The 24177-nt window shown below is 64.4% G+C and carries 15 protein-coding genes, 5 tRNA genes and 2 rRNA genes; 4 read left to right on the top strand and 18 right to left on the bottom strand.

What is annotated here, in order from left to right:
• Window positions 1–55: 55 nt before the first annotated feature.
• The 4 genes from E0E18_RS11905 to E0E18_RS11890 all read right to left on the bottom strand — a co-directional run bounded on the left by E0E18_RS11905 (window position 56) and on the right by E0E18_RS11890 (window position 6739).
• Window positions 56–3130 (bottom strand): 23S ribosomal RNA (locus E0E18_RS11905).
• Between the two features lie 326 nt (window positions 3131–3456).
• Window positions 3457–4975 (bottom strand): 16S ribosomal RNA (locus E0E18_RS11900).
• Together the 16S and 23S rRNA genes form the textbook arrangement of a ribosomal RNA operon.
• A 435-nt stretch (window positions 4976–5410) precedes the next feature.
• Complete coding sequence (locus tag E0E18_RS11895) at window positions 5411–5899, bottom strand: SRPBCC family protein (RefSeq protein ID WP_130840992.1); 489 nt, start codon at window positions 5897–5899, stop codon at window positions 5411–5413.
• 3 nt (window positions 5900–5902) lie between these two features.
• Complete coding sequence (locus tag E0E18_RS11890) at window positions 5903–6739, bottom strand: enoyl-CoA hydratase-related protein (protein WP_078057468.1); 837 nt, start codon at window positions 6737–6739, stop codon at window positions 5903–5905.
• 133 nt (window positions 6740–6872) lie between these two features.
• Here E0E18_RS11890 and cysK point away from each other — a divergent pair, with 133 nt between their 5' ends.
• Window positions 6873–7808: a cysteine synthase A gene (cysK, locus tag E0E18_RS11885; RefSeq protein ID WP_066586971.1), complete on the top strand. Its 936-nt coding sequence runs from the start codon at window positions 6873–6875 to the stop codon at window positions 7806–7808.
• Window positions 7809–8035: 227 nt separating this feature from the next.
• Window positions 8036–8620 carry a serine O-acetyltransferase EpsC gene (gene epsC, locus E0E18_RS11880; RefSeq protein WP_066586969.1) on the top strand — a complete coding sequence of 195 codons (585 nt, stop codon included), beginning with the start codon at window positions 8036–8038 and terminating at the stop codon, window positions 8618–8620.
• Window positions 8621–8677: 57 nt separating this feature from the next.
• On the opposite strand, the gene E0E18_RS11875 is transcribed toward epsC, so the two are convergent.
• From E0E18_RS11875 to E0E18_RS11825, 11 genes are all read right to left on the bottom strand, one after another.
• Window positions 8678–8750: transfer RNA gene (locus E0E18_RS11875), tRNA-Phe, on the bottom strand.
• 22 nt (window positions 8751–8772) lie between these two features.
• Window positions 8773–8846, bottom strand: a tRNA-Asp gene (locus E0E18_RS11870).
• Between the two features lie 282 nt (window positions 8847–9128).
• A tRNA-Asp gene (locus E0E18_RS11865) sits at window positions 9129–9205 on the bottom strand.
• 40 nt (window positions 9206–9245) lie between these two features.
• Window positions 9246–9318, bottom strand: a tRNA-Glu gene (locus tag E0E18_RS11860).
• 133 nt (window positions 9319–9451) lie between these two features.
• Window positions 9452–10243, bottom strand: a complete 792-nt coding sequence (locus tag E0E18_RS11855; RefSeq protein ID WP_066586967.1) for a YggS family pyridoxal phosphate-dependent enzyme — start codon at window positions 10241–10243, stop codon at window positions 9452–9454.
• A 5-nt stretch (window positions 10244–10248) separates the two neighbouring features.
• Entirely contained in the window at window positions 10249–12468 is a 2220-nt protein-coding gene (gene pabB, locus E0E18_RS11850; protein WP_130840990.1) for an aminodeoxychorismate synthase component I, read from the bottom strand.
• Between the two features lie 19 nt (window positions 12469–12487).
• Window positions 12488–14935, bottom strand: a complete 2448-nt coding sequence (ppsA, locus tag E0E18_RS11845; protein ID WP_110481913.1) for a phosphoenolpyruvate synthase — start codon at window positions 14933–14935, stop codon at window positions 12488–12490.
• 29 nt (window positions 14936–14964) lie between these two features.
• A complete protein-coding gene (locus tag E0E18_RS11840) occupies window positions 14965–15783 on the bottom strand; it encodes a pyruvate, water dikinase regulatory protein (protein ID WP_066586960.1) in 819 nt (272 codons plus the stop codon).
• Between the two features lie 217 nt (window positions 15784–16000).
• A tRNA-Lys gene (locus tag E0E18_RS11835) sits at window positions 16001–16073 on the bottom strand.
• Between the two features lie 64 nt (window positions 16074–16137).
• On the bottom strand, window positions 16138–17676 hold the full coding sequence (locus E0E18_RS11830; protein WP_237559767.1) for an acetyl-CoA hydrolase/transferase family protein: 1539 nt from the start codon (window positions 17674–17676) through the stop codon (window positions 16138–16140).
• A 252-nt stretch (window positions 17677–17928) separates the two neighbouring features.
• A complete protein-coding gene (locus tag E0E18_RS11825; RefSeq protein WP_066586953.1) occupies window positions 17929–19431 on the bottom strand; it encodes a succinate CoA transferase in 1503 nt (500 codons plus the stop codon).
• 377 nt (window positions 19432–19808) lie between these two features.
• Between E0E18_RS11825 and dusB the strand changes: the two genes are divergently transcribed.
• A complete protein-coding gene (gene dusB, locus E0E18_RS11820) occupies window positions 19809–20978 on the top strand; it encodes a tRNA dihydrouridine synthase DusB (RefSeq protein ID WP_272914264.1) in 1170 nt (389 codons plus the stop codon).
• A 75-nt stretch (window positions 20979–21053) separates the two neighbouring features.
• Complete coding sequence (phoU, locus tag E0E18_RS11815) at window positions 21054–21791, top strand: phosphate signaling complex protein PhoU (RefSeq protein ID WP_066586950.1); 738 nt, start codon at window positions 21054–21056, stop codon at window positions 21789–21791.
• Window positions 21792–21852: 61 nt separating this feature from the next.
• Here phoU and E0E18_RS11810 read toward each other — a convergent pair whose 3' ends face one another.
• From E0E18_RS11810 to pstA, 3 genes are all read right to left on the bottom strand, one after another.
• Window positions 21853–22377, bottom strand: coding sequence for an AAA family ATPase (locus tag E0E18_RS11810; RefSeq protein WP_066586947.1), 525 nt, complete (start codon window positions 22375–22377; stop codon window positions 21853–21855).
• A gap of 77 nt (window positions 22378–22454) precedes the next feature.
• Complete coding sequence (pstB, locus tag E0E18_RS11805) at window positions 22455–23231, bottom strand: phosphate ABC transporter ATP-binding protein PstB (RefSeq protein WP_066586943.1); 777 nt, start codon at window positions 23229–23231, stop codon at window positions 22455–22457.
• Window positions 23232–23250: 19 nt separating this feature from the next.
• A complete protein-coding gene (gene pstA / locus E0E18_RS11800; protein WP_066586940.1) occupies window positions 23251–24165 on the bottom strand; it encodes a phosphate ABC transporter permease PstA in 915 nt (304 codons plus the stop codon).
• Between the last annotated feature and the right edge of the window lie 12 nt (window positions 24166–24177).

Here is a 24177-nt window from a genome sequence, read left to right as displayed (position 1 = left end):
CACTGCACAGTGGACGCAAAAACCCTCACAACAACACAACACACGCACACAATCAGAAGTGAAGCACTCGGCCAATTAGTACCGGTCACCTCCAGCGCTCACACACTGTCCAGATCCGGCCTATCAACCCCGTCGTCTACAGGGAACCTCACACGAAACCTCATCTCGAAACAGGCTTCCCGCTTAGATGCTTTCAGCGGTTATCCCTCCCATACGTAGCCAACCAGCCATGCCACGGGCGTGACAACTGGCCCACCAGAGGTATGTCCAACCCGGTCCTCTCGTACTAGGGTCAGCCTTTCTCAAGTTTCAACGCGCGCGGCGGATAGAGACCGAACTGTCTCACGACGTTCTAAACCCAGCTCGCGTGCCGCTTTAATGGGCGAACAGCCCAACCCTTGGGACCAACTCCAGCCCCAGGATGCGACGAGCCGACATCGAGGTGCCAAACCATCCCGTCGATATGGACTCTTGGGGAAGATCAGCCTGTTATCCCCGGGGTACCTTTTATCCGTTGAGCGACACCGCTTCCACAAGCCGGTGCCGGATCACTAGTCCCGACTTTCGTCCCTGCTCGACCTGTCAGTCTCACAGTCAAGCTCCCTTGTGCACTTACACTCAACACCTGATTGCCAACCAGGCTGAGGGAACCTTTGGGCGCCTCCGTTACACTTTGGGAGGCAACCGCCCCAGTTAAACTACCCACCAGGCACTGTCCCTAACCCAGATCATGGGCCGAGGTTCAGACATCCAATACGATCAGAGTGGTATTTCAACAACGACTCCACAACCACTGGCGTGGCCACTTCACAGTCTCCCACCTATCCTACACAAACCGAACCGAACACCAATACCAAGCTATAGTGAAGGTCCCGGGGTCTTTTCGTCCTGCCGCGCGTAACGAGCATCTTTACTCGTACTGCAATTTCGCCGGGCCTGTGGTTGAGACAGCAGGGAAGTCGTTACGCCATTCGTGCAGGTCGGAACTTACCCGACAAGGAATTTCGCTACCTTAGGATGGTTATAGTTACCACCGCCGTTTACTGGGGCTTAAATTCTCCGCTTCGGACAAAAGCCCTAACAGGTCCTCTTAACCTTCCAGCACCGGGCAGGCGTCAGTCCGTATACATCGACTTACCGTCTTCGCACGGACCTGTGTTTTTAGTAAACAGTCGCTTCCCTCTATTCTCTGCGACCCACACCAGCTCCAGAACGCACGGTCCTGCCACCAGCACGGGCCCCCCTTCTCCCGAAGTTACGGGGGCATTTTGCCGAGTTCCTTAACCACAGTTCACCCGATCGCCTCAGTATTCTCTACCTGACCACCTGTGTCGGTTTGGGGTACGGGCCGTACATGCACTCGCTAGAGGCTTTTCTCGACAGCATAGGATCACCGACATCCCCGCAAACGGGTACGCATCACGCCTCACCCACACAAGCCCCGGATTTACCTGGGACTCGGGCCACACGCTTACACCACAATCCACTAAGTGGCTCGGCTACCTTCCTGCGTCACCCCATCACTTGACTACTACCGGCTCAGGTCCCACGCATCCACCACCACACCACGCCAAAGACGTGACCTGACAGCTTCAGGGCAGTTAGTATCACCGATTCACCATGATCGCACACACACGGGTACGGGAATATCAACCCGTTATCCATCGACTACGCCTGTCGGCCTCGCCTTAGGCCCCGACTCACCCTGGGAAGATCAACTTGACCCAGGAACCCTTGGTCATCCGGCGGATGAGTTTCCCACTCATCATTCGCTACTCATGCCTGCATTCTCACTCGCATAGCCTCCAGCACTGGGTCACCCCGCACCTTCACCGGCCACACGACGCTCCCCTACCAACCCCGCACACACGTGCAGAGTTCCGCGGCTTCGGCGGTGTACTTGAGCCCCACTACATTGTCGGCGCAGGACCACTCGACCAGTGAGCTATTACGCACTCTTTCAAGGATGGCTGCTTCTAAGCCAACCTCCTGGCTGTCTTCGCGATCCCACATCCTTTTCCACTTAGTACACCCTTAGGGGCCTTAGCCGGCGATCTGGGCTGTTTCCCTCTCGACCACGAAGCTTATCCCCCGCAGTCTCACTGCCGCGCTCTCACTTACCGGCATTCGGAGTTTGGCTGATGTCGCTAAGATGATAGTCCCGCTAAACCAACCAGTAGCTCTACCTCCGGCAAGAAACACACGACGCTGCACCTAAATGCATTTCGGGGAGAACCAGCTATCACGGAGTTTGATTGGCCTTTCACCCCTACCCACAACTCATCCCCTCAGTTTTCAACCTAAGTGGGTTCGCGCCTCCACGACGTCTTACCGTCGCTTCACACTGGCCATGGGTAGATCACCCCGCTTCGGGTCCAGGACACGCCACTACAACACACTCGTTAGTATTCGCTTTCGCTACGACTACCCCACACGGGTTAACCTCGCGACGTGCCGCTGACTCGCAGGCTCATTCTTCAAAAGGCACGCCATCACCCCGAAAGGCTCTGACGGATTGTAGGCGCACGGTTTCAGGTACTATTTCACTCCCCTCCCGGGGTACTTTTCACCATTCCCTCACGGTACTATCCGCTATCGGTCACAACGGGTATTCAGGCTTACCGGGTGGTCCCGGCAGATTCACAGCAGATTCCACGAGCCCGCTGCTACTCGGGGACACTCGCAACCCGACCACACATGCTTTCACGTACCGGACTCTCACCGTCTACGGCAGGCCATTCCAAACCACTTCCGCTAGCACACGCAACCCGGGCGACCAGCTGTCAGACCAGTCACACAAGACCCCACAACCCCAGCACACGCAACCCCTGACAGGTATCACACGCACACCGGTTTAGCCACCATCCGCTTTCGCTCGCCACTACTCACGGAATCACTATTGTTTTCTTCTCCTACGGGTACTGAGATGTTTCACTTCCCCGCGTAACCTCCACACCGGCTATACATTCACCGGCAGGTGACCGCACACAACCACGGCCGGGTTTCCCCATTCGGACACCCTCGGATCAACGCTCAGTTGACAACTCCCCGAGGCATATCGCAGTCTCCCACGTCCTTCATCGGCCCACTGTACCAAGGCATCCACCGTACGCCCTTCACACACTTCACACACAACTGCGCCGCACAAAACGACACACGCAAAATTGCATCAAAAGAAGATACTCGCGTCCACTATACAGTTCTCAAACAACACCAGGCACCCCACACACCACCCGCAGCACAACACCACGACCAGCACACAAGACACCCGCACCAAGAACACACGACAACGTCGCTGTCCCAGACACCCAACACCATGACAAACCAAACCCGGCCACCACCAACGGCAACCCACAAGCCACACACGACACACACCGGACAATCATCCACCCGGAAAAAACACTCACACGCACCCGAGACCCGGACACGCGGAAACAAACCAAAAAAACTCCTTAGAAAGGAGGTGATCCAGCCGCACCTTCCGGTACGGCTACCTTGTTACGACTTCGTCCCAATCGCCGATCCCACCTTCGACGGCTCCCTAACGAGTTTGGGCCACCGGCTTCGGGTGTTACCAACTTTCATGACGTGACGGGCGGTGTGTACAAGGCCCGGGAACGTATTCACCGCAGCGTTGCTGATCTGCGATTACTAGCGACTCCGACTTCATGGAGTCGAGTTGCAGACTCCAATCCGAACTGAGACCGGCTTTAAGGGATTAGCTCCACCTCACGGCATCGCAACCCACTGTACCGACCATTGTAGCATGTGTGAAGCCCTGGACATAAGGGGCATGATGATTTGACGTCATCCCCACCTTCCTCCGAGTTAACCCCGGCAGTCTCTCGCGAGTCCCCACCATAACGTGCTGGCAACACAAGACAAGGGTTGCGCTCGTTGCGGGACTTAACCCAACATCTCACGACACGAGCTGACGACAACCATGCACCACCTGTACACCGGCCACAAGGGAAACCACATCTCTGCGGCGATCCGGCGTATGTCAAGCCCAGGTAAGGTTCTTCGCGTTGCATCGAATTAATCCACATGCTCCGCCGCTTGTGCGGGCCCCCGTCAATTCCTTTGAGTTTTAGCCTTGCGGCCGTACTCCCCAGGCGGGGCGCTTAATGCGTTAGCTACGGCACAGAAGTCGTGGAAGACCCCCACACCTAGCGCCCACCGTTTACGGCATGGACTACCAGGGTATCTAATCCTGTTCGCTACCCATGCTTTCGCTCCTCAGCGTCAGTTACTGCCCAGAGACCTGCCTTCGCCATCGGTGTTCCTCCTGATATCTGCGCATTTCACCGCTACACCAGGAATTCCAGTCTCCCCTACAGCACTCAAGTTATGCCCGTATCGCCTGCACGCCCGGAGTTAAGCCCCGGAATTTCACAGACGACGCGACAAACCACCTACGAGCTCTTTACGCCCAGTAATTCCGGACAACGCTCGCACCCTACGTATTACCGCGGCTGCTGGCACGTAGTTAGCCGGTGCTTCTTCTACCACTACCGTCACCCGAAAGCTTCGTCATGGTTGAAAGGAGTTTACAACCCGAAGGCCGTCATCCCCCACGCGGCGTCGCTGCATCAGGCTTGCGCCCATTGTGCAATATTCCCCACTGCTGCCTCCCGTAGGAGTCTGGGCCGTGTCTCAGTCCCAATGTGGCCGTCCACCCTCTCAGGCCGGCTACCCGTCGACGCCTTGGTAGGCCATTACCCCACCAACAAGCTGATAGGCCGCGAGCTCATCCCACACCGAAAAAACTTTCCACCACCGACACTAAACGATGGTCCTATCCGGTATTAGACCCAGTTTCCCAGGCTTATCCCGAAGTGCAGGGCAGATCACCCACGTGTTACTCACCCGTTCGCCACTCGAGTACCCTGCAAGCAGGGCCTTTCCGTTCGACTTGCATGTGTTAAGCACGCCGCCAGCGTTCGTCCTGAGCCAGGATCAAACTCTCCATAAAAGCAACAAACCCTACAAAGAGCCGTCACCGGCACAACAAAAAACTGAACTGCTGACATCCGGCACAAAAACCGGACATCCACGCACAACCCCGGTCGGGGGACCGGGACCGCACGCAGGTCACAAAAACCAACAGACAGAAAACAAAAGATCCATATTTAACAAGCAGTCACCCACTTGCCGGGACCATCCGAACCGTCTGCATCATCTGCGACTTGTAAAAACTTGGTTCATCACACTATTGAGTTCTCAAACAACAACCGCACACCACGAACCNCCTGCCCGTCACCACCCCCGCGGAAACCACGCCCGAGGACTCTTTGACCCCCGTTTCCCCGGAAGCTGCGGACAACGGCCCCCGGGACACGACCGAGACTCGACCGGGACACTCCCCGGACACTCCCGGGGACAGGACTCCCGCAGGCTGAGAACAGGCTCAGGAAGCCAGCCGGAGAATCCTCTCCACACCCTGGTCGGTGGACTGTTCCGCACCCGAGAGTACCCGGTCCACCAGCTTCGGGCCGATGACCGGCACATCCACCTGCACCGCCACCGTGGTCACCAGCGACGTGACATCGCCCGGGTCCCCCTCCGCCTCCTCGAACACCTGGTTGGTCGCCATGGTCCCCAGGTTTCCCGGCAGCGGCACCGAGGTGAACAGGGTGAAGGAGCCGTCCTCGTCAGGGGCGGACAGTTCGGCACGCTGCACCATGACCACGGCGTCCTCCCCCTGGCCGAAGGTCGCGGTGACTGTCGCCGTCACCGAGCCGTCGTCGAGCAGTTCGCGTTCCCCGCCGGTGAGGGTCACCGTCTGCCCTGGACCGTCGCCGACGGTGAGGAGGAACTCCTCGGACTCCACGACCCTGCGCACCGTCTCCAGCGGCAGGTCGATCGTCCGTGTGACTGTTGTCGCCCTGGTGACCATGGTCTACCGGTGCCTCCATTCGGGGTCCCGCTTCTCCAGGAAGGCGGCCATCCCCTCTTTCTGGTCCTCAGTGGCGAACAGGCTCCAGAAGGCTTCCCGTTCCCGTCGCATACCCTCGTTCAACGGGGTGTTCATCGCGGCGTCGACGGTCTCGGTGGCCACGGCGAGAGCGACACGGGAGAAGGACGCCACTTTCCTGGCCACCGCGTCGACAGCTTCCGCGAAGCCCTCGGAGGGCAGTACCCGGGACACCAGGCCGCTGCGTTCCGCCTCCTCCGCCCCCATCATCCTTCCGGTGAGGATGAGGTCCATGGCCTTGTAACGTCCGACTGCCCGTGTCAGCCGTTGCGTCCCGCCCATTCCGGGGATGACGCCGAGACCGATCTCCGGCTGGCCGAACTTCGCACGGTCGCTGGCGAGGATGATGTCCCCCATCATCGCCAGTTCACATCCACCGCCCAGCGCGAATCCCTGGACCGCGGTGATGACCGGGGTCTGCACCTCCGTGACGCGGTCCCACCGGGCGTAGAGCTGTCTCATCCGGACATCCGGCCAGGTCTGGTCCTTCATCTGGGCGATGTCCGCCCCGGCGGCGAAGGCTTTCTCACTGCCGGTGACGACGATGGCACCGACGACGGGGTCGGCGTCGAAGATCTCCAGGGCGGTGATGACCTCCTCCATCACGGTCTGGTTGAGGGCGTTGAGCGCCTCCGGGCGGTTCAGGGTGATCGTGGCGACGCCGTCGGCCACCGAGGTGAGGATCGTCGAATAGGCGGTTGCTGCGGCCTGCCCGGGTGCTGACCGCTGGTCCGGCTGGGAGTGTGGCTGCGTGTCTGTCATGTCCCCCATTGTGTCATGAGCCACCGTCGGCCCGTCGACACTCGGTGACATCGTGCTGTAGACTGACGACAGTGCGGACAGACCGATCGGTCTACCGCTTACCAGTCTCCTGAAAGGACGGCTCAACACAGCCATGGCAAAAATCTACGAGAACATCACCGACCTCATCGGCAACACTCCGCTGGTGAAGCTGAACAAGGTGACGGAGGGCCTGCCCGGTACCGTCGCCGTCAAGCTCGAGTCAGCGAACCCGGGCAACTCCGTCAAGGACCGCATCGGCGCGGCCATCATCGACGCCGCCGTCGCCGACGGCTCGCTGAAGCCCGGTGGGACGATCGTCGAAGCCACCTCAGGTAACACCGGTATCGCCCTGGCGACCGTCGGCGCCGCCCGCGGCTACAAGGTGATCCTGACCATGCCGGAGTCCATGTCCCTGGAGCGCCGGATCATGCTGCGCGCCCTCGGTGCGGAACTGGTCCTCACCCCGCCGCCCGCCGGCATGCAGGGTGCCGTCGACAAGGCCAACGAGATCGTCGAGAACACCGAGAACGCGATCCTCGCCCGCCAGTTCGCCAACCCGGCCAACCCTGACGCCCACTACGCCACCACCGGCCCTGAGATCTGGACCGACACCGACGGCAAGGTCGACATCTTCATCGCCGGCATCGGCACCGGCGGCACGGTCTCCGGTACCGGCCGGTACCTCAAGGAGAAGAACCCGGACGTCAAGGTCATCGGCGTCGAGCCGAAGGATTCGCCCCTGCTGACCGAGGGCCGCTTCGGACCGCACAAGATCCAGGGCATCGGCACCAACTTCTTCCCGGACAACCTGGACAAGGAGATCCTCGACAGCGTCTACGACGCCACGATCGAAGAGTCCGTGAAGTGGGCCCGCGAGCTCGCCGCCAAGGAGGGGATCCTCGTCGGCATCTCCACCGGCGCGAACATCGCCGCCGCGGTCGCCGAAGCCGCGAAGCCGGAGAACAAGGACAAGCTCATCGTCGCGATCGTCGCCGACTTCGGCGAGCGCTACGTCTCCACCCTCCTCTTCGACGACCTGCGCGACTAGTCCGCAGGACCGTCACGGCCCCGTACCACCCCATGCCCCGGCACGAGAGGTACGGGGCCGTCCGCATGCCCGGGCAGGAGCGGCACAACGGTACGGTATCCGTTGAGAGCCGGGCAGGTCGCCCGACGGTCCGACCGTGACAGACCTCGCCCGTACAGAAAGCACAGAAAACCCGGAAATCTGCCCGTGAAACCGTTGGACAGTGACTTGAAGGAGGCGACTCACCGGTGAGTCTGCTGAGCACGTTGAAAGAGGACCTGGACGCCGCCAGGACACATGACCCCGCCGCCCGGGGTGACATCGAGAATGCACTGGTCTACTCCGGCCTGCACGCGATCTGGAGCCACCGGCTGGCACACCGTCTGTGGCTCCGCGGTCTGCGCGGTCCCGCCCGGGTCCTCAGCCAGTTCACCCGCTTCCTCACCGGGATCGAGATCCATCCCGGGGCGACCATCGGACGCCGCTTCTTCATCGACCACGGCATGGGCGTGGTGATCGGGGAGACGGCCGAGATCGGCGACGACGTCATGCTGTACCACGGCGTCACCCTCGGCGGTTCGGAGCTCGTGCAGCGCAAGCGGCACCCCACCATCGGTGACGGTGTCATGGTCGGCGCCGGGGCGAAGGTCCTCGGTCCCATCACCATCGGCGCCGGTTCGGCGATCGGCGCGAACGCCGTGGTGACCAAGGACGCCCCACCGGACTCGATTCTCGTCGGCATCCCGGCGAAGATCCGTCACCGGCTCCCGGACGAGCACATTCCCCTGGTCGAGCCGGCCTCCTACGTCGACGATCTCCAGAACAACATCTGAAGGACGCCCCGAGGACGCCGAAACCCCCGTGGATTTCTCCACGGGGGTTTCTCTGTGTGCCCAGACCAGGGATCGAACCAGGGACCTTACACTTTTCAGGCGTACGCTCTACCAACTGAGCTATCTGGGCAAAAAGGGGGTTAACCCTCTTGCGACCCTGAAGGGACTTGAACCCTCGACCTCCGCCGTGACAGGGCGGCGCGCTAACCAACTGCGCCACAGGGCCATGCTCCGGGAAAACCTCGCGGTGTGCCCCGTGCACGAGCCGATACTCTACACAGCCCTCAGGAAAGCGGCAAACCTGCATGTCAGGGCGATCATTTCATTTCTGCCCCGCCACCGGCCCTCTGGCAGGTCCCTCCCCAGCCCCCCACTCCAGCCCTAGGCCGGGCCCCAGGCCAGGCCCCACCAGTCCCGGATGACCGGCGGCCGGGGACCCGGCGGTCCGGACTTCCCGCAGACGCAGACAACGGGCCCCACCGTGACGGTGGGACCCGTTGCTGTTCCATGGCGACCCTGAAGGGACTTGAACCCTCGACCTCCGCCGTGACAGGGCGGCGCGCTAACCAACTGCGCCACAGGGCCATGTAATTGTGTGGACACCACGCTACCGCAGTATCCGACGTACTCCCAACGGGATTCGAACCCGTGTTGCCGCCGTGAAAGGGCGGAGTCCTGGGCCACTAGACGATGGGAGCCCTACCTCTACCCTCGACCACCCGCACAACGGGGACCTCAGGTCGGCAGCTCGTTCAGAATAGACTACCGTCCGACTAATCACAAAAACATGCACTGGCCTGCTGTTTTCTCTCCCCGGGCCCTGAAGACGGTTCAGGCGGGAGGGCGGGCCCCGAAGATTGCGGTGCCGACCCGGACGCAGGTCGCACCCTCCGCCACCGCGAGCGGGTAGTCCCCGGACATCCCCATCGACAGCTCGGTAAGGGGCTCCGGATCGACGATCCCCGAGCTGCGGGCCCGGTCACGGATCCCCCGCAGCTCGGCGAAGCACCGTCTGACCTCCGTGGTCTCCCGGGTGTGGGTGGCGACAGTCATGAATCCGCGGACCCGGAGCCGGTCACATCCCGCCGTGGCCCCGAGAATGGCGTCGACCTCCTCCGGTGCCGCACCCGTCTTCGACTCCTCCCCGGAAGTGTTCACCTGGACCATGACGTCCAGGGTGCGGTCCTTTCCCGCGTCGGCGAGCAGTTCCAACCGCCGCTGGAGGGTCTCGACTAGGCGCACAGAGTCCAGGGCCTGGAACTCGGAGGCGTATTCGGCGATGATCCTCGCTTTGTTGGTCTGCAGGTGTCCGATGGCGACCCACCGGACCGCGGGGAGTTCCGGGGCTCCGGCCAGGGCCGGTGCCTTCTTCTGGATCTCCTGGGGTTTGTTCTCCGCGAATTCGGTCATGCCGGCGGCGACCGCGTACCGCAGTCTCTCCACCGGGACGGTCTTGCTCACCGGGAGCAGGCGGATCCGGGCCGGATCGCGTCCTGCGCGGTGCGCCGCCTCATCGATGCCTGCCCGCACGGTCGACCACCGCGTGCGCAGTCCGGCCACCGCTGCGTCCTGCCCCGTCGCCGTCTCCTCACCGCTGTCCGGTGTATTCACTGGTTCAGTCACGCCGTTCAGCGTAGTCGGCGCAGCGGCCCCGTCTTCACCACCGTCTCCTCGTACTCGGCGTCCGGGTCCGACTGGGCGACCACCGCACCGCCGACCCCGTAGGTCAGACGGCCGCCGGCGCAGACGAGGGTCCGGATGACGACGGAAAGGTCCAGGGCACCGTCGAGGGAGAACCATCCGAGTGCTCCGCTGTAGATGCCCCGTGGGGAGTCCTCCAGTTCCTCCAGGATCCGCATCGTCCGTTCTTTGGGAGCTCCCGTCATCGAGCCGGGCGGGAATGCGGCACGCACGGCGTCGAGGCCGCCGGCACCGTCGCCGAGTCTCGCTGTGACGGTGCTGACCAGCTGGTGGACCGTGGCGTAACTCTCCACGCTGAACAGTTCGGGGACGTGCACGCTGCCCGGGTCCGCCACCCGCCCCAGATCGTGTCTGACCAGGTCGACGATCATGAGGTTCTCGGCCCGGTCCTTCTCACTGTGCTGCAGTTCCGCCCGGATCCTCAGGTCCTCCTCCTCGGTGTCCCCGGTGGGCCGGGTCCCCTTGATGGGGGACGAGGTGACCGTGCCGTCGGCGTCCACCCGCAGGAACCGTTCGGGTGAGGTCGACATCACTGTCACCCCCGGCAACTGCAGGTAGGCGCCGAAGGGGGCGGGACTCGCCGCCCGCAGTGCCGTGTAGATGTCGAAACAGGCGGGATGCCCGGACCGGACCGTCCCGTCGACGCTGACCTCCTCCGCGGTCACGTCGAGGACGGTCGTGAGGCAGGCCTCGTAGGTCTCCCCCTCCGCGATGAGCTCCCTTATCCTGCGGATCTTTCCGGTGTAGTCCCCCCGGTCGTGGAGTTCGGGCCGTACCCGCACGGACAGGCCACGGGAGCCCGGCACAGAGCCCTCCACAGTGCCCGGCACCGAGCCCTCCACAGTGCCCTGTCCCGGACCGGTGTCCCGGCCGGCCACCAGGCGACGCACCACCGCCGCGGTGGTTTCCGACCAGGCGGTCTCGTCGGCGGACGCCCAGGGCCCCGCGTTCCTGGCGACCGGACGGTCCAGGGTGAGAAGATGCGCCTCCGCCCGGTCGTGGTCGATGACGACGGCCCGGTCGAGGAAGACGAAGGCGGCATCAGGTCCGGTGCCCGCGTCGGCGGGGTGACTGTTCGGTCCGCCTTCACCGGGACAGCACTGCGCCTTCACCCCGTAGCCGAGGTAGCCGATCCAGCCCAGGCGGAATCCGAAGGGCGGTTCCCCGGCGAGGTCCTCGTCGAGCCCTCCGCCCCGGATGTTCCAGCGGGCCAGGTCCGCTTCCAGCCAGTCCAGGACGTCACCGTTCAGTACCTCGGTCGTGCCGCCCCTGGTGACTGTGACGGTGCCGGCGGCGACGTCCGCGGTGGCGGTCGCGGCAGAGGGGCCGGCGTGTCTGCCGTCCGCGGCACCCATGACGGAGAACCGGGCGCGGGGGTCACCGGGGGCGTTCCCGTCGAGCCACACCACGGTGGTTGCGGCGTCCCTGCCCCGGAACAGGGTCCGGAAAAGGTCCCCGGACAGTCGGCGGGTGTCGGTGGCGTCCTTCTCCCCTGCCGTGGTGGGAAGGGTCAGCGGGACCACCCGGTCGCGGACCCTGCGGACAGGGCCCTGCCGCCTGGTGATCTCGGCGAAGTTCGCGAGGATCTCCGGTCCGTGACCGGTCTTCACGGATTCGGGGTGGAACTGCACGCCCCACAGGAGTTTGCCGGGGACACTGACCCCCATGACAGTGCCGTCGCCGCTGCGGGCGTTGACGGTGAGGTTCGGTGGGACGTCAGTGACGGCCAGTGAGTGGTAACGCACCGCTTCGAACGGGGACGGGATGCCCTGGAACACGCCCTTTCCGTCGTGGGTGATCTGTGAGATCCGCCCGTGGACGGGTTCGGCGGCCCGCTCCACGGCTGCTCCCTGGAGATGCGCGATGAGCTGGTGCCCCAGGCAGATCCCGAGGACGGGAAGCTGCCGTCGGACTGCACCGTCGATGACCGCAGGTCCGATGCCGACGTCCCCGGGTTCCAGGGGGGTCCCCGGCCCCGGGGATATCACCACGTTGTCCACCCGGTCGAGGATCTCGTCCCCCTCTGCCTGCCACCGGTCCCAGTCGTTGGGGACCACGACCGGCTCCACCCCGTTGACCCGGATGAGGTCGTGGACCAGGTTCCAGGTGAAGGAATCGTGGTTGTCGACGAGCAGTGTACGGATCATCTGGTCATGATACCGCAGCTCATGACCTGTTTCCTCCTTCCCGGTCGCTCTGGTCGGCCAGTGACAGCCAGGTCTGTACGACGGTGTCCGGGGTGAGGGACAGGGAGACGATCCCGCGTTCGACCAGCCAGGCGGCGAGGTCGGGGTGATCGGACGGGCCCTGTCCGCAGATTCCCACGTATTTTCCGCGCGAGGTGCAGGAGGTGACGGCCGACTCCAGGACCTTGAGCACGGCAGGGTTCCGCTCGTCGAAGTCGTGGGCGACGAGACCGGAGTCCCTGTCGACCCCGAGTATGAGCTGGGTCATGTCGTTGGAGCCGATGGAGAAACCGTCCACCCGGTCAAGGAACTCGTCTGCGAGGAGGTAGTTCGACGGGACCTCGCACATCATCACGATTTCCAGGGCGCCCCGGCCGGTGGTGTCCCCGCCGCTGCCACGGGACAGGCCGTGGGACGCCATGAGCTCCAGCACGTCGTCGAGTTCGGCGGTCGTGCGGACGAAGGGGATCATGATCTTCACGTTGGTCAGTCCCATGTCCTCCCGGACCCGGCGCAGTGCCTCACATTCCATGGCGAAGCAGTCGCGGAAGTCCTCGGAGACATAGCGCGCCGCCCCCCGGTAGCCGAGCATCGGGTTCTCCTCCTCCGGCTCGTAGAGGTCGCCGGCGAGGAGGTTGGCGTACTCGTTGGTCTTGAAGTCCGAGAGCCGGACGATGACCGGTTTCGGGTCGAAGGCGGCGGCGATGGTGGCCACTCCCTCGACGACGCGGCGGATGAAGAATTCGCGGGGGTCCGGGTAGGCGGCGGTGATGGTGTCCACCCGGCGGCGGAGTTCGGGGGTGAGGGTGTCCCTGTCCAGCAGTGCCCGGGGGTGGACCCCGATCTGGCGGTTGATGATGAACTCCATCCTGGCCAGCCCGACACCGTCGTTCGGCAGTGAGGAGAAGGAGAAGGCCTGGTCGGGGGTTGCGACATTCATCATGATCTTCACCGGGATGTCCGGCATGTCCCCGGCGTCGGTGGTCTTCTCCTCGTACGGGAGGACGCCCCGGTACACCCGTCCGGTGTCCCCCTCGGCGCAGGAGACCGTGACCTCTTCGCCGTCGGTGAGCACCGTGGTCGCGTCCCCGGTGCCCACGATCGCGGGGACGCCCAGTTCCCTGGCGATGATCGCGGCGTGGCAGGTCCTCCCGCCCCGTTCGGTGATGATGGCGGACGCCCGCTTCATCACCGGTTCCCAGTCCGGGTCGGTGATCTCGGCGACGAGGACGTCGCCGGGTTTCATCCGGTCCATGTCGTCGAGGGACCGCAGGACCCGCACCGGTCCTGATCCGACCCGCTGACCGATCGAGCGGCCCTCGGCGAGTACCTCGGCCTGTGCCGTGGCGTCCTTGTCGATCTCGAAGCGCGACAGGGCCTGACCTGTACGTCGTGAGACAACTGTCTCCGGGCGTGCCTGGAGGATGTAGAGCTTTCCGTCGAGTCCGTCGCGTCCCCACTCGATGTCCATGGGCCTGCCGTAGTGGTCCTCGATCGCCATGGCGTGGCGGGCCAGTTCGGTGACCTCCTCGTCGGTGACACAGAACCGGCGGCGGTCCTCTTCGGGAACGTCCTCCCATCTGGTGGCGGAGTCGATGTCCGAACCTCCGGCGTAGCGCATGGCCACGGCTTTCCCGCCGACGGTCCGGGAGAGTACGGCGTCCTTCCCTGTCTTTCCCGCGCGGACGGCCGGTTTCGAGACGTAGAACTCGTCGGGGTTCACGGCGCCCTGGACGACGGCCTCTCCGAGCCCGTAGGAGGCGGTGACGAAGACTGCCCTGTCGAACCCGGATTCGGTGTCCACCGTGAACATCACTCCGGACGCCCCGATGTCCGTTCGCACCATGCGCTGCACTCCGGCGGACAGTGCGACATCGTCATGCCGGAATCCGTTGTGGACCCGGTAGGCGATGGCCCTGTCGTTGTAGAGGGAGGCGAACACTGCCTTCACGGCCCGGAGGATGTTGTCGATCCCGCCGATGTTCAGGTAGGTCTCCTGCTGGCCTGCGAAGGAGGCGTCGGGGAGGTCCTCGGCTGTCGCACTGGACCGTACCGCCCAGGTGACCTGGTCGGGGTCCGGGTCGGCGGCGACGAGTGCGGCGTAGGCGTCACGGATGTCCTTCTCCAGGGCGTCGGGGAAGGGCTGTTCCATGATCCGCGAACGGATCAGGGCACCTCGGCGGGCCAGTTCGTTGACGTCGTCGATGTCGAGGCCGGTGAGGAGTCCGCTGATCTCACGGTCCAGACCGCCGACGGCGAGGAAGTCGCGGTAGGCGTCGGCGGTGGTGGCGAATCCTCCCGGGACGCGGACGCCCGCGTCCGCGAGGTGGACGACCATTTCGCCGAGGGAGGCGTTCTTGCCTCCCACACGGGGTACGTCGTCCATTCCGATCCGGGTGAAGTCGAGGACGTTGACGGTGGTGGACATGGGGTGGTCCTTTCTCAGAGGTCGCCTGCTCAGGTGTGGCGCAGGTCCATGGTTGTCAGGATGATGCTCGCCATCTCCTCCACGCTCATGGCGTGTGAGTCGATGGAGGGGATGCCGTTGCTCCGGTAGAGCTGTTCGGCGGACCGCAGTTCAGCCCGGCAGCGGGAGAGACTGGCGTAGCCGCTTCCGGGTCGGCGTTCACCTCTGACCTGGCTGAGCCGGGCCGGGGTGGTCGTCAGTCCGAAGAGGCGGTCCCTGTGCGGTCGCAGGACGGCGGGCAGCTCGCCGGGGGTGTCGTCCTCGGTGAGCGGATAGTTGGCGACCCGCAGGCCGTGCTGGAGTGCCAGGTACATCGCGGTCGGGGTCTTTCCGCAGCGCGACGGGGCCAGGAGGATGAGGTCGGCCCGGTCGAGGTCGGCGAGGCTGGTGGCGTCGTCGTGGGCGACGGAGAACTCGACTGCGTCGATCCTGTCGTGGTATCGCGCCAGGTCTCCGACCCGGTGGTATGCGGTGTCATTTCCTGTTCTTGCGGTACCCAGGATCTTCTCCAGCCGTGTGAGGTGTGGTCCGAGGAGGTCGACGACCTCACCGGGGGCGGTCGCCAGTTCGGATGCGACGGCCGGGTCGCGGACGGTGAGGAACACCAGCGGGGTCGGACCGCCACCCCCGGTTTCCCGGGTGATGCGGGCGACGGCCGACCGTGCGGCCTCGACCGAGTCGACGAACGGCAGGTGGCGACGGCGGAAGGTGAAGTCCGGGAACTGTGCCAGCAGTGCGTTGCCGAAGGTCTCAGCGGTGATCCCCGTGCTGTCCGAGACGAAGAAGACCGGTCGTCGGTTCGGTTCCACCGCTGTCGTCCTCACTGCCGTCCCGCTCGTCCGCCACTGCAAGTGCCCCCGAGGGTAGCAGCGTATGCGGAAATGATGACGGCGCCGGTGTTGGGTTTCACCCCCGGCCGGGGTTGAGGACGCCACGGTCAGGCAGACCCCGGGAATGACAGAGGCGCTGTCACACCTCCACCCGGGCGTGACGCCCGGGATCGTGGTGTGACAGCGCCTGTACCGGTGGGCCCCGTGGGGCTCGAACCCACGACCTGCGGATTAAAAGTCCGTAGCTCTACCAACTGAGCTAGAGGCCCGTACCACTGTCGAGGAAGAGTGTAGCGCACACCGGAGGACAGGTGTGCGCCACCCCTGACCAACTCACTGCGGCAGCATTGACCCGGTCTCGACGAAGCGCTTCTGGAAATCGAAGACGTGGTCCAGCGCGTGCGGGGTCTGCAGGAACTCCCCCTGGCCCGCCATGTCCACGTACTCCTCCAGCAGGGGCCGGTACTCAGGGGCGGCGATGGCGATCATCTTCTCCGCCCGGTCCCGCGGGGCAAGTCCGCGCAGGTCTGCGTACCCGTATTCGGTGATGACGACCATCACGTCGTGTTCGGTGTGATCGGTGTGGGTGACGTAGGGCACGATCGCGGAGAGCTTGCCGCCCTTGGCGACGGCGGGACTGATGAAGGAGGAGATGTAGGCGTTGCGGGTGAAGTCACCGGACCCGCCGATGCCGTTCATCACCCTGGATCCGATGACGTTGGTGGAGTTGATGTTGCCGTAGATGTCCGCCTCGATCATCCCGTTGGTGGCGATGAGGCCGAGGCGCCGGATCACCTCGGGGTGGTTGGAGACCTGCTGGGGGCGCAGGATGATGTGTTCACGGTACCGCCGGGCCTCACGGTTCATCTTCTCCGCGTACTCGGGGGACAGGGAGAAGGAGGTGGCGGACGCCACGGTCATCTTGCCGGCGTCGATGAGGTCGAGCATGCCGTCCTGGATCACCTCGGTGTAGGCGGTGATGTTCTCGAACTTCGAGTCCAGCAGGCCCGCCATCACGGCGTTGGGGACGTTGCCGACCCCGGACTGCATGATGTACCGGTCGTAGCTGAGACGTCCCGCGGACACTTCTCCTTCCAGGAAGTCGAGGAAGTTCCCGGCGATCTTCCGCGAGGTTTCGTCGGCGGGTTTGAACGGGGCGTTGCGGTCGGGGGAGTCGGTTTCGACGACGGCGACGACCTTCGAGATGTCGAAGTCGATGTACGGGGATCCGATCCGGTCCCCCACGTCGTTGATCGGGATGGGGCGGCGATGGCCGGGCAGGGGTATCCGGTAGATGTCGTGCATGCCCTCGAGCTCCTCGGACTGCCACGAGTTGACTCCGAGGATGATCTTCTCCGCGGCGTCAAGGTACTCGACGTTGTTGCCCACCGACGACGACGGGACGATCCGCCCGTCCTCGAGTATCCGGGTGACTTCGACGATGGCGACGTCCATTGTGCCGAAGAAGCCCTCCTGGACCATCATTCCGAGGTGGGAGAGGTGAATGTCGGCGTACTTCATTTTTCCGGAGTTGATCTTCTCGCGCATCAGCGGGTCGGACTGGTACGGGGCCCGGAATTTCACGGCGTCCGCGTCCGCCAGTTCGCCGTCCAGTTCGGCGGAGGTGGATGCTCCGGTGAGCAGTGAGATGGCGAAGCTGTCGCCTCTGGCATGGAATTCCCTGGCCCGCGCGGCGATCGCGGTGGGAAGCACCTTGGGGTACCCGGCACCGGTGAACCCCGACATTCCGACGAGGTCTCCGTCATTGATGAAGGTCGCCGCCTCGTCGGGGCTCATGACCTTGGCCCGCAGTCCGGGGTGGGCGATCCTGCCTGAGGTGTCTGACGTGCTGTCTGACATGCTGTCTGACATGATGTGTCCTCTCCTGGGAGTCATTCTGGGGGAGTCTTTCCGGGGGTGCTCTGCTGTGACCGCAGCACAGGTGATGTACATCACGATGCAGCCACGAACGTGACTTCCATTATAGAGACGGACTACTTTGCTTTCCTGCTCCACACTTTTCGGGGGTGGCGGAACGATGCGGGCCGACACACGAAAAACCCGCCGGACGCGGGACGCGTACCGGCGGGGCCGTCAGACGGACGGGGTCACCCCGTCACCGGGCTACTTCTTCATCGACCCGGTCTCCAGGAACCGGGTGTGGAACTCGAAGGCACGGGAGAGGTCGTGCGGGGTGTGCCGGGCCTTCGACTTCGAGGCGTACTCGACGTACTCCTCCAGCAGCGGCCGGTACTCCGGGTCGGCGATCGCGATGATCTTCTGAACCCTGTCCCGCGGGCACAGGCCGCGGAGGTCCGCGTAGCCGTACTCGGTCACGATCAGTTTCACGTCATGCTCGGAGTGGTCCACGTGGGAGGCGAAGGGCACGATCGCGGAGATGTCGCCGTTCTTCGCCACCGCGGGAGTGACGAAGGAGGAGATGTAGGCGTTGCGGGTGAAGTCCCCGGACCCGCCGATGCCGTTCATCATCTTGGATCCGGCGACGTTGGTGGAGTTCACGTTGCCGTAGATGTCCGCCTCGATCATCCCGTTGATGCCGATCGGTGCCAGTCGGCGGATGACCTCCGGGTGGTTGGAGACCTGCTGCGGACGCAGGACGATGTGGTTCTTGTAGCGGGTCGCGTCGTCGTTCATCCGGTGTGCGGCGTCCAGCGACAGACAGAACGAGGTGGCGGACGCCATGGTCATCTTGCCGGCGTCGATGAGGTCGAGCATGCCGTCCTGGATGACCTCGGTGTAGGCGGTGATGTTCTCGAACTTCGAGTCCAGCAGGCCGGCGAGCACGGCGTTCGGCACATTTCCGACACCGTTCTGCAGGATCAGACGGTCGTAGGCGAGACGGCCCGCGGTGACCTCACCCTCCAGGAAGTCGAGGAGGTGGCCCGCAATGGCCCTGGAGGTCTCGTCGACGGGCTTGAAGGGGGCGTTGCGGTCGGGACCGTCGGTGAAGACGACGGCGACGACTTTCTCCGGGTCGATGTCGATCGAGGTCGTGCCGATGCGGTCCCCCGGGCTCACGATCGGCAGCGGAACCCGGGCCCCCGGCATGGGCATCCGGTAGATGTCGTGCATCCCCTCGAGTTCGGCGGCCTGCCACTCGTTGATCTCGATGATGATGCGGTCGGCGGCGTCCATGTACTCGATGTTGTTGCCCACCGCCGAGGAGGGGACGATGCTGCCGTCCTCGCGGATGGCCACAGCCTCCACGATCGCGACATCCATGTGGCCGAAGAAGCCCTCCTGGACGTACATGCCGAGCTCCGAGAGGTGGATGTCGGTGTACTTCACCTTGCCCTCGTTGATCTTCGCGCGCATCTTGGGGTCGGTGTTGAACGGGGATCGGAAGCTCACGGCATCCGCTTCGGCGAGGACGCCGTCGTTCTCGGGGGCGGTGGAGGCTCCGGTGAGAATCTTCACGGCCCATTCCTCACCACGCTCGTGCGCTTCACGGGCTTTCGCGGCGATGGCCGCGGGCATGCCCTTCGGGTAGCCGGCACCGGTGAATCCGGAGGTCCCGATCATGTCACCGTTACTGATGAACTGCACCGCTTCTTCAGCGGTCATGACCTTGGACTTCAGGGCCTGGTTCCTGATGCGCTCTGACACTGGCTCTCCTTGTGTGGATCTCGTTTAATCGTCAAAAACGTACTCGGCAGCCCAGTATCGCAGAAGACGTCCGCTTACCGCACTGCCCGGATCACAGCAGTGTTTTCCCGCATTTTCCGGGGACTGTGACGAGTTGCACCCCAGCCTAGTTACGCCGATGAAGTCACTGGGAACCCGGGTACCCTTAACCACCCCCGGACGTCACACCCACGTTGTCCACAGGCTCTGACATGCGTGACATGCACCCTGAATTGCGCCCGCCGGGTACCCGGTGTGAGAATCGGCCGGTGACTGTGTCGACCCCGGACGCCCCTGAAACCCCGACAGCGCACACCCCCGGCGGTGCGTCGCGGCGTCCTGCCCCGACGCGACCCGCACTGAAGATCGGCCCGCTCGAACTGGCCTCCCCCGTCGTCCTGGCCCCCATGGCCGGCGTGACGAACACGGCGTTCCGTACCCTCTGCCGCGAACAGGAGCGCAGGCACACCGGGACAGCGGCCGGCCTCTACGTCTGCGAGATGATCACCGCCCGCGCGCTCGTGGAACGCAACCCACGCACCCTGCACATGGCGTCCTTCGCCCCTGACGAGAACCCCCGCAGCCTGCAGCTCTACACGACAGACCCGGAGTACACCTACCGGGCCGCCCGCATGCTCGCCGAGGAAGACATGGCCGACCACATCGACATGAACTTCGGGTGCCCGGTCCCCAAGGTCACCCGCCGGGGAGGCGGTTCCGCCCTGCCGTACAAGCGCCGGCTCTTCGCCGCCATCGTCGGCGCGGCCGTCCGAGGCGTCGAGGACGCCGGACGTGGCAGCGGCCCCGACGCCGTGCCGGTGACCGTGAAATTCCGCGTCGGCATCGACGACACCCACCACACCCACCTGGACGCCGGCCGTATCGCCGCGGCCGAAGGTGCCGCCGCCGTGACCCTCCACGGCCGTACCGCCGCGCAACGCTACTCAGGGTCGGCAGACTGGTCGCAGATCGCCAGACTCGTCGATCACATGGCCGGCACCGGCGTCCCTGTGCTCGGCAACGGGGACATCTTCCGGGCCACCGACGCCGCCGACATGATGGAGCAGACCGGCTGCGACGGTGTCGTCGTCGGACGGGGCTGCCTGGGACGTCCGTGGCTCTTCGCCGAACTCTCCGCCCAGCTGCAGGGACGGCCGGTACCCGCAGAGCCGACCCTCGGAGAGGTCACCTCCGTGATCATGCGCCACGCCGAACTGCTCGCCCAACACGACGGCGAGAAGCACGCCAGCCGCGACATCCGCAAACATGTCGCCTGGTACCTCCGCGGCTTCCCCGCCGGAGGGGAGATGCGCCGGCAGCTGAGCACGATCAACAGCCTCGACGACCTGCGCCGTGTCCTCGACCCGGTCCGCGGGTCCACGGCGAAAGCCGTGGACGCCGACGGTGCCCGCGGACGTCAGGGCTCCCCCGGCAGGGTCTCACTGCCGCACAACTGGCTCGACGACCCTTACGAGGACTGCGCCCGTGTCACCGAAGATGTCGAGGACGCCGCGAACAACGGAGGGTAGAGAACATGTGAACGCCGGGTGAAGACTTTCCCGGCCGTCCCCCCTGAGCACCGACTTCCACGTAGACTGTCCGCCATGCGCACTGTCTACCAGGAACAGATGCGGACTTTCGCCCACGACCTCACACAGATGTCGGACCGGGTCCGCACCATGATGTCGGAGGCCTGCAAGGCCCTCTTCGACGCCGACATCGACACGGCCGAGGTCGTGCTCAGCTCCATCGATGCTGTCGAGGTGCTTCGCAAGCGTGCCGAGAAGACGTCTTTCGAGCTTCTCGCACTCGAAGCCCCGGTGGCCCGGGACCTCCGCCAGGTCGTGTCCGGCACCTACATTGTCGAGGACCTGTCGCGGATGGCCGCGCTGTCGGTGCACATAGCCCGGATCGCCCGCCGCCGTCACCCGGACAAGACCCTCCCCGACTCCGTCGAACCGTTCTTCCGGGAGATGGCCCGCCTCGTCGACGACATCGGTGACAAGCTCCACGACGTCCTGGTGACCTATGACCCCGAAGAGGCCATGGAGCTCGCCCTCGACGACGACGCCGTGGACGACCTCCACGAGCACATGTTCCAGCTGACATCGAACAGGGAGTGGCCCTACCCTGTCTCCGCCGCCGTCGACGTCACCCTCCTGTCCCGGTTCTTCGAGCGGTACTCGGACCATGCCGTGGACATCGGTACCCGGGTCGTCTACCTCGCCACCGGCAAAGAGCCGGAGGAGTACGAGACCACCCGGCGCAGCGAGGAGCAGCAGGAGACGGTCCGCGAACAGTTCGACGAGATCCGCCGCCGTTACGGTTCAGACTCCTTCTGAGTGCCCGCCTGCCCGGTCCCCCAGGAGCCCGGTCCCACGGCTCGCGGCCTGGGGACCGGGTTCAGGCCTGCCTGGCCACTGACAGTGCGGCCAGGGCGGCGTCCGCCAGCACCGCAGGTTCTCTGGTGGCGTCGAGACGGACCCCGGGTTCGTCGGCCCTGAGCCTCTCCAGTTCGGCGTACTGACGTCTCAGCACCTCGAGTTCAGCGGCATCGGGCTCGCGGCCGGTGCGTTGCCGGATCTTCTCCCGGATCACGTCCTCGGTGGCATGGACGTGGACGAAGAAGACGAATCCCTCCGCCTCCCGGAAGATGTCACGGGCGCGGCGTCCCAGTCCCAGACTGACCACGACGGTGGAATGACCCTGCCGTGCCTGGTCGGTCATCCAGTCCCGTATGGCGTACGCCCAGGGCAGTCTCTCGTCCGGGGTGACGAAACGGTCCGCCGCCATCATCTCCTGCAGTTCCCCGGGCTGCAGTTCTTCGGCGGTCGCTCCCGTGAATCCGGTGCGTTCCACCAGTTCAGCGGCCAGTGCTGCCTTGCCGCTGTCGCTGACCCCCATCAGCACGATGTGTACAGGTTCCATCCCTTGTCTCCTTCCGTCACCCCAAGTGTGGCACGAAAGTGGGACGGGGGTGGTCCCCCGGCCCCGGTCGGGGCAGGTCAGCCGAAACGTCCGGAGATGTAGTCCTCGGTCTCCTTCTTGTCGGGGGACTCGAAGATCTTCTTCGTGGCGCCCACCTCCACGAGCTGTCCCGGCCGGCCGGTCGCCTCCAGGGAGAAGAACGCGGTCTGGTCCGAGACTCTGGCCGCCTGCTGCATGTTGTGGGTGACGATGACGATGGTGAACTCTTCCTTGAGTTCGTGGATGAGGTCCTCCACCGCGAGCGTGGAGATCGGGTCAAGTGCCGAGCAGGGCTCGTCCATGAGCAGGACCTCGGGTTCCACGGCGATCGCCCGGGCGATGCAGAGGCGCTGCTGCTGACCGCCCGACAGTCCGCCGCCGGGTCGGTCGAGCCGGTCCTTGACCTCCTCCCACAGGTTGGCGGAACGCAGGGACTTCTCGGCGACCTCGGCGAGACGCTTCTTGTTCTTGACCCCGGAAAGCTTCAGACCTGCGACGACATTCTCCTCGATCGACATGGTCGGGAAGGGGTTGGCCTTCTGGAACACCATTCCGATGGTGTTTCGGACTGCCACGGGGTCGATCGCCCGGTCGTAGATGTTCTCCCCGTCCAGGAGGATCTCCCCGGTCACGTACGCACCGGGGATCACCTCGTGCATACGGTTCAGGGACCGCAGCACGGTGGACTTGCCGCAGCCGGAGGGGCCGATGAATGCGGTGACCGACCGCGGCGGGACCTGGAGGTCGACGTTCTGGACGGCATGGAAGTCGCCGTAGTAGATGTTCACGTCGTGGAGGTCGAGGCGCTTGGCCATGGTGTGTCCTTCGAAAGTGTCAGTGTGTCTTGACTGCGAACCGCTTCGAGATGAACCGGGCAGCGAGGTTGAGGGCGGCGATGAGGAGCACCAGGGTCAGGGCGGCACCCCACAGGCGGGAGAGCACCTCGTCATTGGACTGGAGCTTGTACATTTCCAGCATGAACAGCGGCAACGAGTTCTGGTTGCCCTCCATGACGTTCCAGTTGATCACCGGGGTCGCGCCCACGAGGATCAGCACCGGGGCGGACTCACCCATGATGCGGGCGACAGCGAGCATCACACCCGTCACGATTCCGGAGAGGGCGGTGGGAAGGACGATCTTCACGATCGTCTTCCATTTCGGGACGCCGAGGGCGTACGAGGCCTCCCGCAGGTCATCGGGCACAATCCGCAGCATCTCCTCGGTGTTCCTCACGATCACCGGGATCATCAGGAGCACGAGGGCGAGAGACACGGCGAAACCGGACCGGTCGAAACCGAACAGGACGATCCACACGGCGTAGATGAACAGTGCCGCGACAATGGAGGGCACGCCGGTGAGGATGTCGACCATGAAGGTGGTGATCCGGCCGAGCCTGCCGCCCCTGGAGTACTCCACCAGGTACACGGCGGTGAGGACACCCACCGGGACGGAGATCACGGTCGTGACCGCCGCCTGAGTGAGGGTGCCGATGATGGCGTGGCTGATGCCGCCGCCCGGTTTGTTGGACAGCTGGCCCGCCATGTCGAAGGACCACCACCCGGTGTTCAGGACGGCCGGGAGGCCTTTGGCGACGAGGACGACCATCACCCAGATCAGGGGGACGAAGGCCAGTGCCATCATCGCGTAGACGACGACGGTCGCGATCCTGTCCCTGGCTTTCCGGGAGGAGGAGATGTCGGTGAAGCCGCTGGCGGCGAGGCTTGCGTGGGGTTCCACGTGGACGGTCATGTCGGTCCGTCT

The sequence above is a fragment of the Corynebacterium neomassiliense genome, from assembly GCF_900626215.1.
Lineage (GTDB): Bacteria > Actinomycetota > Actinomycetes > Mycobacteriales > Mycobacteriaceae > Corynebacterium > Corynebacterium neomassiliense.
The sequence above is the reverse complement of the archived record's forward strand: the minus strand, read 5'-3'. Positions and strand labels throughout refer to the sequence as shown.

Coding starts and splice junctions, on each gene's coding strand:
- E0E18_RS11895 (WP_130840992.1), bottom strand. CDS start 5,899: ATGGTCACCAGGGCGACAACAGTCACACGGACGATCGACCTGCCGCTG.
- E0E18_RS11890 (WP_078057468.1), bottom strand. CDS start 6,739: ATGACAGACACGCAGCCACACTCCCAGCCGGACCAGCGGTCAGCACCC.
- cysK (WP_066586971.1), top strand. CDS start 6,873: ATGGCAAAAATCTACGAGAACATCACCGACCTCATCGGCAACACTCCG.
- pabB (WP_130840990.1), bottom strand. CDS start 12,468: ATGATCCGTACACTGCTCGTCGACAACCACGATTCCTTCACCTGGAAC.
- ppsA (WP_110481913.1), bottom strand. CDS start 14,935: ATGTCCACCACCGTCAACGTCCTCGACTTCACCCGGATCGGAATGGAC.
- E0E18_RS11830 (WP_237559767.1), bottom strand. CDS start 17,676: ATGTCAGACAGCATGTCAGACAGCACGTCAGACACCTCAGGCAGGATC.
- phoU (WP_066586950.1), top strand. CDS start 21,054: ATGCGCACTGTCTACCAGGAACAGATGCGGACTTTCGCCCACGACCTC.
- E0E18_RS11810 (WP_066586947.1), bottom strand. CDS start 22,377: ATGGAACCTGTACACATCGTGCTGATGGGGGTCAGCGACAGCGGCAAG.
- pstB (WP_066586943.1), bottom strand. CDS start 23,231: ATGGCCAAGCGCCTCGACCTCCACGACGTGAACATCTACTACGGCGAC.
- pstA (WP_066586940.1), bottom strand. CDS start 24,165: ATGACCGTCCACGTGGAACCCCACGCAAGCCTCGCCGCCAGCGGCTTC.